8 protein-coding genes are annotated in these 15,468 nt (G+C 60.8%); 1 reads left to right on the forward strand and 7 read right to left on the reverse strand.

What is annotated here, in order from left to right; genetic code table 11:
* Window positions 1-25 precede the first annotated feature (25 nt).
* Window positions 26-742, forward strand: a complete 717-nt coding sequence (locus tag PSTU_RS0104605; protein WP_019339872.1) for a UTRA domain-containing protein — start codon at window positions 26-28, stop codon at window positions 740-742.
* 188 nt (window positions 743-930) lie between these two features.
* Here the strand turns inward: PSTU_RS0104605 and PSTU_RS22220 are convergent, their stop codons facing one another.
* From PSTU_RS22220 to PSTU_RS0104640, 7 genes are all read right to left on the reverse strand, one after another.
* Window positions 931-1,584, reverse strand: a complete 654-nt coding sequence (locus tag PSTU_RS22220) for a hypothetical protein (protein ID WP_029404611.1) — start codon at window positions 1,582-1,584, stop codon at window positions 931-933.
* Window positions 1,585-2,129: 545 nt separating this feature from the next.
* Window positions 2,130-5,432, reverse strand: a complete 3,303-nt coding sequence (locus PSTU_RS0104615; RefSeq protein WP_019339874.1) for a hypothetical protein — start codon at window positions 5,430-5,432, stop codon at window positions 2,130-2,132.
* The gene (gene tssI, locus PSTU_RS0104620) at window positions 5,429-7,570 is read right to left on the reverse strand and encodes a type VI secretion system tip protein TssI/VgrG (protein WP_019339875.1); all 2,142 of its coding nucleotides are present in this window, start codon (window positions 7,568-7,570) and stop codon (window positions 5,429-5,431) included. The genes PSTU_RS0104615 and tssI overlap by 4 nt, the downstream gene beginning before the upstream one ends.
* 258 nt (window positions 7,571-7,828) lie before the next feature.
* A complete protein-coding gene (locus tag PSTU_RS0104625) occupies window positions 7,829-8,347 on the reverse strand; it encodes an Hcp family type VI secretion system effector (RefSeq protein WP_019339876.1) in 519 nt (172 codons plus the stop codon).
* A gap of 282 nt (window positions 8,348-8,629) precedes the next feature.
* Window positions 8,630-10,090 carry a protein adenylyltransferase SelO gene (gene selO / locus PSTU_RS0104630; RefSeq protein ID WP_019339877.1) on the reverse strand — a complete coding sequence of 487 codons (1,461 nt, stop codon included), beginning with the start codon at window positions 10,088-10,090 and terminating at the stop codon, window positions 8,630-8,632.
* A gap of 87 nt (window positions 10,091-10,177) precedes the next feature.
* Window positions 10,178-13,468 (reverse strand): mechanosensitive channel MscK, encoded by a 3,291-nt coding sequence (gene mscK / locus PSTU_RS0104635; protein WP_019339878.1) that lies wholly within the window; start codon window positions 13,466-13,468, stop codon window positions 10,178-10,180.
* 108 nt (window positions 13,469-13,576) lie between these two features.
* A complete protein-coding gene (locus tag PSTU_RS0104640) occupies window positions 13,577-15,322 on the reverse strand; it encodes a potassium/proton antiporter (RefSeq protein WP_019339879.1) in 1,746 nt (581 codons plus the stop codon).
* Between the last annotated feature and the right edge of the window lie 146 nt (window positions 15,323-15,468).

Here is a 15,468-nt window from a genome sequence, read left to right on the forward strand (position 1 = left end):
GACTAGTCCAGCCATGGAGAAGGTGATGCGTGACGAGGTACCGCGAGCGGTTACGGCAATCTGCCGATCCTTGCAGGAGCAGATCGCCCACGGGTTGCTGCAGCCCAGCGGGCAACTGCCGTCCGAACGCAAACTTAGCGAACTCTTCGACACCACACGGATCACGTTGCGAGAAGCGCTGGGCCAGCTGGAATCACAGGGGCTGATCTACCGAGAGGATCGTCGCGGCTGGTTCGTCTCACCGCCCCGGATCGCCTACAACCCGCTCGTGCGAAGCCACTTTCACGCGATGGTGCAGGAGCAGGGGCGGATCCCGGCGACGGAGCTGTTGTCCGCCCGGCTGATGCCGGCTGCCGCGGACATCTGCGCGCGCTTGGCGCTGCCCGCGTTATCCGGCGTCATCCAGATCCGCCGCGCCCGGCGCATCGATGGCCGCTTGGTGCTCTACGTCGAACACTATCTGAACCCCAGCTACTTCCCGGGTATCCTCAATTACGACCTGACCCGCTCCCTGACCGAGCTCTATTCGAGCGAGTACGGCATCCACTACGGCCGCGTCCGCTTCGACATGGTTCCCACTGCGTTACACCCCGAAGCCGCCTCAACCCTACGCACCGCCCCCGGCAGCCCAGCCCTGCGCATCACCCGCCTCAACCGCGACCAGCATGATCGGCTGATTGATTGCGACGTGGAGTATTGGCGGCACGATGCGATTCATGTGTGTGTGGAGGTGCCTGAGTAGTGAGGAATGCCGACTCACCGATTGCCCACGGAAGTAAGCGTCGCCGAACTGAACGAGGCAGCGACGCTTGGCTACTACATAAGCGCGGCGTCGTGTTTATACGGCGTTACGGTAGGACGCGAGCGGCATTCCTCCCGGATACAGCCGACTCATACTGAGCAGCGCTGCTACCGAGAGTGCTCCATCGACTAGCTAGGCTCGGTACCGACACGATGTTGATGGACATTGCTGAAATCATTGCCCTTTGGAGTGGCATTGATGCATTTCGCCTCCTGGCTACGGTAGTAGTCTTCGACGCTCAGGCCTGGGGCGACCTTGGCGTGCAGCGCGCAGGGTTGTTGTTGCCAAGGGTGGCTGGCCAGTTGCTCCCTCAGCTTCTTCGACGCAGAGCTGCGCTTCCAACCTTCGAGGGTAAGGTCGCGCCAGTAGCGTTCGGGGCGGCCAATGGTGGCGTCATGGGCGGCGGTAACCGGGTCCAAGTGACGACTCTGCTCCAGTACGGGCAGATCGGGCAGCGGCTGCTCGACATCCATATATCGCTGCAAGGTATCCCAAAAGGCGTAAAGGTTGGGTTTGTCGAGGCCCAAGCTGTGCATTTTCATGCCTAGGCAAACCTTAGTGTCGGTATAGCGGTGATGCAGCCAGAGTACGTAGTCGTGGCCGCCATGGGGGGTGATCTGCAGTTGCATCACCGGGTCGAATTCGTAGAACGGGGCGACGAAGGGCGAGCGGAAGCGCCGGCCGATTCGCAGCATGCCGTCGCGCCGGTTGAAGCTGCTGCCGTCATGGGTATATATCAGGGAATAGAGGCCGATCAGCAGATCGACGCCGATAACCGCCATAAAGAGCAGAACCGCGCCGAACCAGAATGCAGTTTGTTCGTCCCAATAACCCCAAAGCGCGCCTTGGTCCCAAGCAATGGTTCCGGCGGTAATTATTCCGAACACTCCGCCAAATATATAAGCCAGCCAGGGCCTCGATGAACCGTAAATCACGAGACAGGCGATCATAATGAAGAGACCTAGTGTTGTGACCAAGAAGTTACTGTTAAAAACATCTGCCAGCTTTAGTGTCCATGGGAAAAAAAATGACATTAAGCAGCAAAGCTTTAATATGAATAAAAAATGCAATAGCTTGCCGCTATTTTCAAAATTCCAGCGCTCCGCATCGCAATAAATCTGCTGTTTGCGTTTTTTTTCCTTGGTTTGCCGCTCATAGGCCAGATGAGCCTCACCCATAAGCTGGCCTTCGATCTCGGATATCGAATCCAAGTTGGCGTAATGCCCCCATTTCAAGGCGGTATCGAACAAACCATGCTTGTCGCGAATCGGTGAAGGCAGTGGGGGCAAGGCTTGGCCGCGATAGGCGGCAGGGCCGTAGGTTTCAGTCATACCTTGAATTCCAGAGTTTCGATTTGCCAGTAGGGAACGTCATCGGTCCTAGCGTTTAGCGCCGGGGGTTTGGCGAAGGCTGCTTGATAAGGTTGCCAGGTTTTCGGATTGGGCTGTGGCAGCACCAGCTCGTCGGAGCGGTCGGCCTCCTTGGCGAGGCGGAATTGACCGAAAACCTTGAGACGCTGAGTGACCTTCTGCCCATAGCGTTGCAATGGGGTAAGCGTCATCACGGGAAACTGCTTCGGCAATATATAGAGCACCGAGGCCTCGTCCAGAGGGTGCGCGGTCAGCTTGGCCTCGTCGATCGGGCGATGCTCGGTGCGCTCCGCATTGAAGGCGCCATTGAGCGGAAGCACCCCCAATGCTTCCCGGGCAAAGAACTGAAAGTGCTGGGCGTCGAATAGGCCCAACAGGGGAGAGTGGATACGCACCGCCCAGTCGTCGCGCTCGAAGGGCTGGGCCGAAGTGCGACGGCATTCCAGGGCCGCGTTCAGCGGGGCGCGCTGCCGATTGAGGCTGCTGATACCCGCACGCACGCTCGCTGGCGCCAGATCCAGCCAGTCGCCTAGACGACTCACCTTGATCACGGGCCGGCCGAGGATGCCGAGCAGCTGCTGGTAGGCAACATGCGGGTCGCTCAGATGAGCGAAGCGCTGGTCGTCTCCAAGCAATTTGTCGAGCGCGCCGACCTGCCCATGATCCTTGCCAAAAGGCCCGTTCTTCATCAGCGCCTCGACGTCGCTGTCGACCAGCCAGCCGGCCAGGATGCTGCCACCGATAAACAGCGTGGCCCCGGCAATCAGCACCACCGGGTTGATGCACATACCAAAAGCGTAAGCCGTCCAGGCCGCCCCGCCCGCCGCCGCCACGCCATAGGCCAGGGCGGCATCGCGGTCGCCCTGGTGCCAGGCGCGCTTGGCGTCCCAGACGGTAATCGCCGTCGTAAAAAGCATGGCCCCGCCCGAAAGAGCGCGCAGTACTGGCAGACGAGGGTTGCCCGTCTGCTCTGCCAGATTTGCTGCCCAGCGGGTGGAGATTCTGGAAGCCTCGAGGCGTGGTTTGTTCAGCAAGCTTACGAGCTGATGCTCACCGCCAAGAATAAATTTCGATAGGTTGCCCGAGGCAACCACAAGGTCAGCCGCTGCAGATATATATCCGGCGCGATAGCGGTCTAGACCATCCCCCGCTTCCCTTTCCAAACTCCTAATCCCCTCAACCTGCGCACTCAGGTTGTACAGGGCGCAAGCCACCGCCACTACAGGCATGGAAGGCGACTGCGCGGCAGTGTCGAGTTTGCTGGCCACCGCATGTTTCCAGGCGCCGTACTTGATCACCTCAGGATGGTCGGCAGGGGCGGCGATGATGACTCCTGTCCCATGATTGGGCAGCCCCCGTCCCACCTGACGCGGGCTGGTGGAGCCGATGACCTGACCCTCCGGATTGACGACGTTCATATACAGGTAGCTCTTGCGGGTGAGGGCAGCCCGCTCGGTGGTGGTCAGGCCATAGCGCAGCCCCTCTCCTTGAACGCCCAAAATCCGTAGGTTCGAAGCCTGGGCCTGTGCTTCGCTGACCAGTTGAATGCCACGCCAGCTGGGAGAAAGTTTCTCGAGTACGCCGTGAGTCGGTGCGAACAGGCGGTGGAACTCAATGGCTACGTTCACTTTAGCATCGTTCAAGCGCTGCACCTGGGTCAGCACGGCTATGGAGAAAGTGTCCATAAAGTCGCTGATCAGGGCGTGCAGATTCTTGTACACCAGCACCTTGTCGGTGTCCTGCGGGTCGATGTCGGCCATGTGCAGCAGGCTGTTCATGCCCATGCGCTGTGGCTCGGGTTCGCGTTTTTTTGCGGCCAGGGCGACAAGCCGCTCTACGGCCTCGGGTAAGGTGCCGTCCGCCTGCGCCAGGAAAGGCTTGGTGAGTGGGTGATGGCCGGCCAGGAGGCGTTCGCTTAACTGGGCGATTCGGGTTTGCAACGAGTTACTGGCGTCGGCCGGAGACAAGGCATCGATATGGTCGGGCAGTTTGCCCAGCGTGGTGAATATCTCGCTGAGCAACTGGTAGGGTTCTAGCAGGCGTTCATCGTGGGCGTATTGCCAGTCCCACAGCGCTGCCGCCAGCGAAACATCCGATAGAAGGCTGACCAGGCGTTGCAGTTGGGATGACAGGGCGGTCCTTACCAGCTCGCGTTCGCCGTCGAACACAGCGTCGTGAAGTTGCTCGAGGTGCAGCTGCTTCTTGAACTTGCCCAGAGGGCTGCTCGGGCTTTGCATGACCGAGCTGTACAGCGCATGGGCGTAGCGACCATTGGGGCGATGCGGCACCAGCGCATTGAGGGTAAGAAGGTAGGACTCCGCCAGACGCGCTTGCGCACAGGCATGTCTGAGCGCGAACAAGGGGTCGTCGAGCATCAGCCCTACCAGCTTCGGATAGGCTCGCATATTGCGTTCCGCAAGCACATCCGCACTGGCCGCCAAGGTGGGCAGGGGCTGCGGTGGCGCACTGCGGGTGGCAGAAGCCAGTTCTTCCAGGCGCAGCTGCATGCGGCTGCTCATTTCATTCGAGGGGATGCTACTCAGGCTGGGGGTGAATAGGGACGGATCACTCAGCAGGCTCTCGATGCTGAAGTCGCGCGCTCGAAAGCCTTCCGTTTGAGCGCTGATCACCACCGCCGGCATGGCCTGCGTCGGCCGCCATTGATCCATCCCAACGACCGCCGCCGACCAAGCGAATGCGACGATATGGGCGCGGCTTTTGACTCGATTCCGATCTGCCTCAAGCCAGCGGATATATTCCCACGTCCAGGGCTTCTCGCTGTAGGCCATCAGGTAGTTGTTGGCGACAGATTGCCCCTGTACAAGGATAGGAATCAGCAGGACTTGCTGCTGCGTGCCGACAGATTGCCGTTCATTGGCAGCGGCGCCGCTCTCGGCCTGCCTGCGCCAATGTGCGAGATCGACATCCTTCATGTTGCCTTGGCCGTCGCACCAGACCTCACGCCAAAGCTTGCCATTCTGGAATACGTAGATTCGCCCTGGACGTGGCAGCGCTCCCCGGGGGGCCTCGTTGTAGGCGTCATGTCCTGGCAGCTTGGCCAGCGGCATGATGGCCAAGAATGTGTTCTGTTGAATGTTTTCTTCTTCCTCATGGCTGCGCATGTCTACAGCGATGGGCAGAGACAGCTTGCCACCATCCTCCCGGTCGACATTCAGCACGAGCCTCTTGCGCTGCGCATTTTCGTACTCGGCACGCTTGCGAACACCCTGCTCGATGGGTTGATCCTTCAACTCGCTCATGCGTCTTCCTCCGGGTCGAGCAACTCAACTTGCCCGCCTTGCTCCGGGTCGCCCCAGACATCCACGATCAATTGTTGCGGTCCCGGGGCCACTTTTTCTATTGGGGCTGGTAACTGGTTCGGATTGGCGGTGCTGGTTTTCTCGCCCACCGGAGCGGTATCTGCTGGTTTGGGCAATACCGGTGAGATAGGCGCCGCCGCTGAGCCATTGCCCGGTGCCCCGCCGGAGTTAATCCGGATCACCGGCCCCACCAGTGTCACGCCGCTGCCGTCGAGCTTGATAAAGCTGCCACCAGCCTTGAAGGTCAGTTCGCTGCCGGCTTCAAGCACGATCTTCAGGCCGCTGGAAAGGTGGATTTCCTGGCCGGCTTCGATGAACTGGCCGGTGCCGATCTTCACGTGTTGGCTGTTGCCGACGGTCAGGTGGTCGTTGGCTTTGACTTCGCTGCGGCGGTCGGCGTGGGTGGTGCGGTGTTCTTCGGACTTGAATTCGCTGTAGCTGTTGGCCTCGACGGTGTCGTGGCGTTCGTGACCTACGCGGATTTTCTGGTCGTGCTCGATGTTCTCGTCCCAGTCGCGCTGGGCGTGGAGGTAGATCTGTTCGGCGCCTTTGCGGTCTTCGATGCGTAGCTCGTTGTAGCCGCTGCCGCCTGGACTGCTCAGGGTCTTGAATACGCTGCGCGTCTTGTTTGCGGGCAGCTCGTAGGGGACGGCGTTTTCCTTGTGATACAAGCAACCGGTCAAGAGGGGTTGGTCGGGATCGCCCTCCAAGAAGGTAATCAGCACCTCCATACCGACGCGCGGAATGGCAATACCGCCGTAGCGGTCACCGGCCCAACTGGATGACACGCGCAGCCAGCAGCTGGTGTGCTCATCGGCTTTGCCTTCTCGGTCCCAGAAAAACTGCACCTTCACGCGACCGTACTCGTCGCAATGGATCTCTTCGCCAGCAGGTCCGGTCACGACTGCGCTCTGGCTGCCGAGAATGCGTGGTTTGGGGTGGCTGAGTGCGGGGCGGAAGGGGACGGCCCAAGGGGTCGCGGTGAAGTGGTTTCGGTAGCCTTGGGTGAAGCCATTATTGGCAAACTGATCCTCGCCATGGAGCGCTGAGGGCGTCAGCGTGGAGGTGCCTGAAAGATCAGTGACGGACTCTTCCAACACCTGCGGTTGCTTGCCTTCGTGGAACACTTCGGTCAGCAGCCAGAGCTGATTCCAGTCGCTGCGCGGGTGATCGCTGATTGGGAGGAAATGACCGCTGACAAGCAGCGGCTGGTCGCTTTCTCCCTCGGCCAGCTCGAAGTCGTGGCGATGGCGTTCCAGTGCGCGACGGGACAGGTGCTTGCCGCGCTCACGGTCGGCGAAGCGGCCGGGGTAGTCGTAGTCCTCGAGGTCGGGTTGGGCGTCGCTCCGTACTGCCGCCTCCATGGTCAGGCGGGGCTTTTCGAAATCGTAATCGCGGCGGGTGACTCGGCCAGTGCGGGTCTCGATGCGTACGCCGAAGCGCTTGATGACCGGCTCATCGGCAACCAGTCCACTGTCCTGCTGGTAGGCCATAGGGGCAAGTGATCGGAATACCGTCTGGTCATCGCCGAACACCAGTATGTGGCCGCTTTCGCTGTGCTGGAAGTGGTAGTGAATGCCTTCTTCTTCACAGAGACGCTGGATGAACTGAAGATCCGTTTCGTCGTACTGAACGCAGTAATCCCTTTTGGGGTAGACCACCGGGCCGAGATCGAAACGGTGGCGGTCACCGGCGAGGATGCCATGCTCATCAAGCACCTTGGCAATGATCTGCGGTACCGAGAGTTGCTGGAAGATGCGTTGGTTGATGCGGTGAGATAGATAGGCAAGCTGTGGTCGCAAGGCGATGCGATAGCGCGTCAGGCGTTTGCCGGAATTGCCTTGCGCGGCGCTGTAGATAATCCCGTGAATGCCATTGCCGCCAGGCGACAGCGCTAGAAAGGCCTGCTGGTGCAACAGGCTTTCAAGGTTCAGGTCGGGGCGTTCGCTGACCAGTTCGAGATCGAACGAGAAGGGTTGCGAAATGGCCTCTCGACCTTTGAATTCGAGGACCTGCAGGTCGTGCTGGACGCCTTCAATGACAAGGCTGAAATGCGTGTCGTTGGCCGGATTGAACATTCCCTGTTCCTTTGTAACCAGTCCATGGCAGCGAGCCGACAAGGGTTCGCAAGGCGGCAATGCCGATACTCCAGGCGTGCCGTAACGCGGATTGGGGAAGCACCCTACCCGCAAAAAGCTGGCAGCGATTTTCGCTCTTTTGGTGAAAAAGTCGTGTGAAGCACTGCGTTGTTTACCGATTGGATCGGCTGAAAACACATCGGCCAGGTAAGCCTGGCCGATGTCGGATTAACCGTGGCCGCGAGGCCTGATCAAGGCTTAGGCCGAGATCGGGGTGCGCCAGTCGTCGGAACCGGAAGTGCCTGAGACCTCGTGGGTCCAGACGATCTTGCGGTAGGTGAAGTAGACGTCTTCCAGGTGGGTGAAGTGGGACATGTTCGGGTCCTGGCAGTTGGGCATGCGCGACTGCACGTCGACGATCACTGCGTCTTCCAGTTCGATGGTGAAGTAGTGCTCCTGGGTACCGGTGGAGGAGGTGCGGTACCACTCCAGACGGCACTTGTTCAGGCGCTCGCCGGAAGTCAGGGCGTTGAAGATCAGCGGCGATGACTTGTCGAATACTTTGGTGATCATCAGCGGTTTGTGTACGCGCTGGCCGGTAGGTTGGCCGGACTGCGGATCACGCGGGATGATGACCTGATGCTGGAAGGCCTGCACCAGGATCTGGTCTTCGTGTCCTTCCTGGAAAATATTGCCGACCGAGTCCTCGGTAAAAGTGCCTGCGGTGATCAGACCTTGCTTGGTGCCTTCGAGGGACAGATACGCGGGTGTTGGCATGAACGCTCTCCTTGCCTTGTTGAATGCCGGAATGGCCCATAAACAAGTACAAGGTGCGTGCCAGTTTAATAAAAATCGTTATTTATCAATAGGTTGTAATTATCGTAAGCGCGCGGGTGGCCGATCCTGCGGGGCACTTCGCATTTAGTTGGGCAACATCCTGCCGAGCCCTGCGCAAGGTTTTGCGCACGTGCGCTCGAGCCCAGCGGCTGCGCACCTTGCCGTAGGGGTAACAGGGGTTTTTGGCAACATAATGTGCAGCATCTTGCGCAAACCAATGGCTCATGACGAGCAGCTGATTTCCAGATGCTTGCCCCATTCCGGTGGCCGCTCTGCGTAGCGCTCCATGCCCGGTTGGTCATCGAAGGGGCGGCTGAGCACGGCATGTAGCTCGCGAACCGGGCCATAGTCTCCCGCTTCGGCGGCTTCGATTGCTTGTTGAGCCAGGTAGTTTCGCAAGATGTACTTCGGGTTCACCGAGTGCATGCGCGCTTGACGTTGGCATTGGTCGCTGCCCTCGCGCTCGCTACGTTGGCGATAGGCAGCGGCCCAATCGTCGAAGGCCTTGATATCGATGAAATCCTCGCGCAGCCGCGCCAGGGCCAGCTCTGCCGGGCTGTCGCCAAGTTCTCGGAAGAAGCGCGTGTAGTCGATGGCGCCGCTCTGCATCAACTGCAGCAAACGTTGGATCAACTCCTTGTCGTCTTCCTCGGCGGCCTGCAAGCCCAGCCGTTTACGCATCAGGTCGAGCCAGGCCGCTTCGTAGATCGGCAGGAACAGGTCCATGGTTGCGCGTAATTGCTCAATAGCGATGAAGGGCGTCAGGGCCTGCGCCAGTGCGGCGAGGTTCCAGTGCGCAATCGGCACCTGGTTTTCGTAGGAGTAGCGACCGGCATGGTCGGAGTGATTGCAGATGAAGCGTGCATCGAAATCGTCGAGAAAGGCGTAGGGGCCGAAGTCGAAGGTGATGCCGAGGATGGACATGTTGTCGGTGTTCATCACTCCGTGGCAGAAGCCGTAGGCCTGCCATTTGGCGACCATCTCGGCGGTGCGCTGCAGCACTTCACGGAAGAAGGCGTGGTAAGGCTCCGGGTGCTCCAGGCATTCGGAGAAGTGGCTCTCGACGACATGATCGAGCAGCTTCTTCAGCTCGTTGTGTTGCTTGGTGTAGTAGAAGAATTCGAAGTGGCCGAAGCGTACGTGGCTGGGCGCAAGGCGCATCAGCATCGCACCGCGCTCCTGGCGTTCACGGTAGACCGGCGTATCCGAGCCGGTGACGCATAGCGCGCGCGAGCTCGGAATGCCCAGCGCATGCAAGTGCTCGCTGGCCAGAAACTCGCGGATCGATGAACGCAGCACGGCACGGCCGTCACCCATGCGGGAATAGGGTGTCAGCCCAGCACCCTTGAGGTGCAGATCCCAATGCTCGCCGGCCTCGTTGACTACTTCACCGAGTAGCAAACCGCGCCCATCACCCAGCTGCGGGTTGTAGCTGCCGAACTGATGACCGGAGTAGACCATCGCTCGCGGTTCTGCCGTGCTCCAGAGCTTGTGTGCCGAGAACAACTCGGTAAATAGCGGATCGTCCTTGATGGCCGGATCGAGGTCGAGCAATGCCATGGCGGCTTCGCTGGCGACGACCAGACGCGGCGCATCCAGCGGATCGGGCGTCACCTTTGTGGAAAACACATCGCCGAGTCGGGCGAAGCGGTTATCGAAATGCAGCTCGGTGAGTGTCTTCACGGGGGCTCCGGCGCTGTCCTGAATGTGGCGCCGCCCAGGCGGGCAGGCGCACTTGAGTTTGGAGGTCGTAGCCGCGACCACGTTCCTTCAGGGCTGACCGTTGGCGGGCGCAGGTTCCTCGGCACTGCCATCGTCCACGGCCAGCTGAATGTCGAGCGCGGACGGAGGGTTTTTCAGATGCACATCCAGCTGGCGGAAGGCGATGACGATGCCGCGCGCACGGAATTCCTGATCAAGGTGCCGGTTGATCTCGTCGATCACCGGGTTGCGGTCGCCCAGATCGCGTACATGCAAGCGCAGCTCGTGCTCCAGCCGGCTTTCGCCGAAGTTGAGGAAGAACACCTGCGGCTCGGGCTCCTTGAGAACCCGCGGGTTATTGCGTGCGGCCTGGAACAGCAGGTTGCGGACCTCTTTAAGGTCGGAGCCGAACTGCACACCGATGCGGATGGTGACCCGCGTGATGGTGTCGTTGAGCGACCAGTTGACCAACTGATCGGTCACAAAGGTCTTGTTCGGGACGATGATTTCCTTGTTGTCGAAGTCGGTGATGGTTGTTGCCCTGATGCGGATGCGACTGACCGTTCCGGACAGGTTGCCGATGGTCACCACATCGCCAATGCGCACCGGTTTCTCGAAAAGAATGATCAGGCCAGAGACGAAGTTGGCGAAAATCTCCTGCAGACCAAAGCCGAGGCCGACCGACAGCGCCGCGACCAGCCACTGCAGCTTGTCCCAGCTCACGCCCAAGGTCGACAAGGTCGTGACGATGCCGATACCGACCAGCGTGTAGGACAACAAAGTGCCCGTTGCATAAGCGCTGCCCTGCGCGAGGTGCATCTTCGACAGCACCAGAACTTCGAGAAGGCCCGGAAGGTTTCGCGCCAATGCAAAGGTGATGACCACGGTAACCAGCGCCCCAAGCAGGTTGTTCAGCGTGATGGTCGAGGTCGTTGCGGCGTCGCCGCTGCCGCTGGTGAATTCGTACAAAGTGATGTTATCGAGGTACGACACCACGCTGATGAGGTCGGCCCACACCCAGTAGAGCACCAGGAAGAACAGCCCGAACATCGCCAGACGTGTCAGCCGCAGGGACTGTTGGTTGACTTGCCTGATATCCAGGCCGGCCTCGCCAGTCGATTCGCTGGTATCCATCGTCTCGTCGATCTGCGCGTCACGCTTGGCCAATGCACGATGGTAGGCGAGCCGCCGTGCGGCCACGGTCAGGCCGCGGATCAGCGTGGCTTCGATGACGATCCAGGCCAGCAGCAAATACAGGGTGTCGATCAAACGACCCGTCAGTTTCAACGCGGTGTAGTAATAACCAAAACCGACCACCAGCATCAGCGCCAGCGGCAATATGCTGAACAACAGGCCGATAAAGCGCCGTAAAAACGGCGCGTTCTGGCTCGACGGGCCCTTGCGCAGCAGGCGCATCAGGCGCCAGCTCATCAGCGCAAAACAGACCAGCACCACGACAATGCCGACCACGTCGTCGACCAGGCCCGCCGGCTGATGCTCGGCGATTGCCACCACGGCCACCAGCGCCATGACCACCAGGCCCAGTCGGCGGATCTCGTTGCGCAGGAAGACCACTTGCGGCCGGAACCAGCCGAAGTGTGTCTCGGCGACTCGGCTGGGCGAGAGCATTCGGTAGGCGCTGTAGAACACCAGCCAGGCCTGGGCCATCTGGTAGAAGGCGGCGCCCAGGCTGATGTTCTGCCCGCGCCCGTCCATCTGCAGCAGGTAACCGCAAAGCGCCAGGAACATCGCGCCCGGCAAGGCCAGCAGGAAGTTCAGCAATAGCGCCAGCGGTGTGTGCAGCTGGCTGTCGCGGCGAAAATGCCCGACTTCGCTGCTCAGGGAGTCGAGCTTGGTGTTGATCGCGTTGCGCCGCCAGAGCAGCAGGCCGATCACCAGCAGCAGCGGCACGAAGAACAGCGGCCGCTCGAACAGGCCCGCGCCCAGCGCATTGAACGCCGAGCCCCAAGGCATGGCGCGTAACTGGTCGTCGAGCAGCGCCGGCACGCTTTTGAACCAATCCAGGTCCAGCGGGCGGTTGCTCGGAATCCAGAACATCTGTTCGTCCAGCGTGTTGCGCAGGGCCTCGGCCTTGCTCTGTAGCTGGCGCTGGTTCAGTTGCAGCGTAATGGATTCGCTGAGCAGTGCGTTGAGCTCGTGGTTCAGCCGGTCGAGCAATTCGCTGCGGGTGCGTATCAGATCGGTAAGCGCGCTGCGAACCTCGGGGGTTACCTCGCCCGGCGGCTGACTGGCGAGCTGTTGATCGACGTAGTCCTGAACGTTGCCGGCCGCTTCCCGACGCTGGTTGAGCTCGAACTGATAGAGACGGATGTCAGCGATTTCATCGGCGAGGTCTTTGTCCAGCGTCAGCTGCGGCAGGGCCTGCTTCTGCTGGTAGAGAATTTTCGATAGCAGAAGGCTGCCTTCGAGTACCGCGATCTGTTCTTCCAGGGCTTGGTCGGCCTGGTTCAGCGTGTCGAGCTGCTGGCGGGTCTGCAGGTTCTGCTGGGTCAGGTCGTTGAGCCGCTCGGTGGCGCGCAACAGATAGCCTGACAAACGCTTGTTCTCGGCGCTTTCAGCCGGCAGCAGCTTGTCCGACCCGGTCTTCTCGGCCTTCAGCGAAAACTCGGCAACTGTCTGTTCGGATTCCTCGCGACGCTTGTTGTTGATGGCCGCCTGCAACGCCATGGTTTCGTGCTCGGCACGGGCGATGCGTTCGGACAGCAGATCGCGACGGGCAATGCCCAGGTCCTGTAGCAGGCTGTTGCCGGCCAGCTCCTTGCGGCGCAATTCAATCTGGGCGGTGAGTGCCGACTTTTCAGCGGCAAGCAGCGCCCGGCGTTCATCACTCAGCGGCTTGCCGTTGTCACGGCCGGTCTTGAGCAGATTGCTGATCTCGTCGATCCGCGTCTGCGAGTCGCTGATATCGGCCTGAGCGCGCTCGGGGCGCGTTTGGGCGCTGATGATCATGCTGTTGGCGGCGGTCAGTGCTGCCTGCCAGGTCGATAGTTCCTCGACGCGTTCTGCCAGGCGCTGCTCCAGTGCCGGCACCTTCAGCTTGGCCAGCTTGTCGGCCAGGTCGCTGGTATCGCCGCCCTTGAGTTTGCTTAGTTCGCGCTGGGACTCGGCAATTTCCTTCGGCGCGCTGGCGAGTTCGGCCTTCAGCTCGGTCAATCGCTGCTGCGCGGTGGCGGCTTGTTCGGCAAACTGCTGCGCACGCTCGTCGGCACTCGGCTGTGCGGGTTTCGCCTCCTCGGCGGCCGGTTTGCTGCCGGACAGCCCGGGGATGGTTTGAGCGAAGGTCGAAGCGGGAGCGAAGGCGAGCAAGGTCGCGATCAACAGGGTGCGCAAGGGTGCCATGAACATTTTCAAGTGAAGAAAAGAGTGCGGAGTCTAAGGGCTGCAGAAGGTCGGCGCGAGTCCATAGATCGGAACGCTCTGGCGCGGGCTTCGCGGTCGGGCAGCGATTCAGAAGTGCAGTGATGGACCGGGTTTGTTGCCCTCAGGGAATTTGAGACCGACCTTACGCACCTGGCCATGCTCCATGGCGGCGATGGTCCAGATCAGGCCGTTCCAGTCGATCTGATCGCCGATGACCGGCTTGCCACCGACACGCTCGGCCATGAACTCGCCAATCGTTTGATCGCCGGAGGTTTCGCCGAGCTTCAGGCCGTACAGCGCAGCAAGGGCGCTCATCTCGGCTTCGGCTTCAAGGATGAAGTCACCGAAGAAGCGCATGTCGCGGCCACGCTCTGGCGCTTCGCTGAACAGCTTGCCGAGCGCCGGCAGATCCTCTTCGTGGCCGATGACGCAGAGGATGTCGTCCACCTGCAGACGGGTGCTGCCGGAGGGGTGGAGCAGGGCCTTGCCGCGAAACAGCGCGGCGATGCGCGTGCCGGCAGGCATCTTCAATTCGCGAAGGGCGGCGCCGATGCACCACTTCTTGGCGGTCAGGCGATAGATGAACATTTCCCACTGGCTGGTGGCGTGGATCTGCAACCCGGCGCGGGAGATCGGCAGTGGCGAGGGCGGCACCTCGACCTTGGCCTTCTTCGCCGCCCAGGTCAGCGTGGTGCCTTGAAGCAGCAGCGAAACCAGCACGATGAAGAACGCTACGTTGAAGAACAGCTGGGCGTTTTCCAGTCCGGCCATCAGCGGAAAGACCGCGAGAATCACCGGCACCGCACCGCGCAGGCCGATCCAGGAAATGAACAGGCGTTCGCGCAGGTGAAAGCTGCGAAACGGTGCCAGCCCGACGAACACCGCCAGCGGGCGGGCAAAGAGGATCATCCACAACGACAAGGCCAGCGCCGGCAGGGCGATGGGCAGCAGGTCGCTGGGTGTAAGCAGTAAACCAAGCACCAGGAACATGCCGATCTGGCTGAGCCAGGCGAGGCCGTCGAACATGTGCAGGATGCCGTGACGGTTGCGGATCGGCCGGTTGCCCAGCAGCAAGCCGCAAACGTAGACCGCAAGGATGCCACTGCCGCCGATCGCGCCGGACAGTGCGTAGATCATGATCCCGCCAGCCACTGCCAGCAGGGGATAGAGACCATCGGCAACCGCTAGCCGATTGATCAGATACAGCAGCAGCCAGCCGCCAGACAGGCCGAGCAGGGTGCCGATACCGAACTGCTGCAGCAGGCTGATGAAGAAGCCCCAGCCGAATCCGGTCTGACCGGAGGCGAGCATGTCGATCAGTGCGACGGTCAGAAACATCGCCATCGGGTCGTTGCTGCCCGACTCGATCTCCAGCGTTGAACCGACGCGTTCGTTGAGCCCGCGGCCGTTGAGCAGGTTGAACACCACGGCGGCGTCGGTGGAGCCGACGATGGCGCCGACCAGCAGCCCTTGCATTAGTGGCAGGTCGAACAACCAGGCCGCGGCTAGACCGGTCAGGCCGGACGTAATCACGACACCGGCGGTGGCCAGTGAAAAGGCTGGCCAGAGTGCGACGCGGAAAGTGGCGGCGCGGGTGCGCATGCCGCCATCGAGCAGGATGATCGCGAGGGCCAGGTTGCTGATCAGAAAGGCCAGTGAGTAGTCGTCGAAGACGATGCCGCCGATGCCGTCGACACCGGCGAGCATGCCGACGGCGAGAAAGATAACGAGGATCGGCACGCCGAGACGCGTCGACAGAGAACTCATCATGATGCTCGCTGCGACCAACAAGGCACCGATAAAAAACAGGTGGTTGATGTTGCCGATATCCAAGCGCGCTCTCCGTGGGTTAGTGCCGCTGACGAACATGCAGGGCGCATGCCAGCGATTCTAACCTGCTGTTTTGGCGAGCTGTCAAAAAACGATCAGCGAGCAGACGGTCGTTATTGAGGTGTCGTGGCGCCGATCGGATCGCGGCT

This window comes from Stutzerimonas stutzeri SDM-LAC, from assembly GCF_000235745.1.
Lineage (GTDB): Bacteria > Pseudomonadota > Gammaproteobacteria > Pseudomonadales > Pseudomonadaceae > Stutzerimonas > Stutzerimonas stutzeri_H.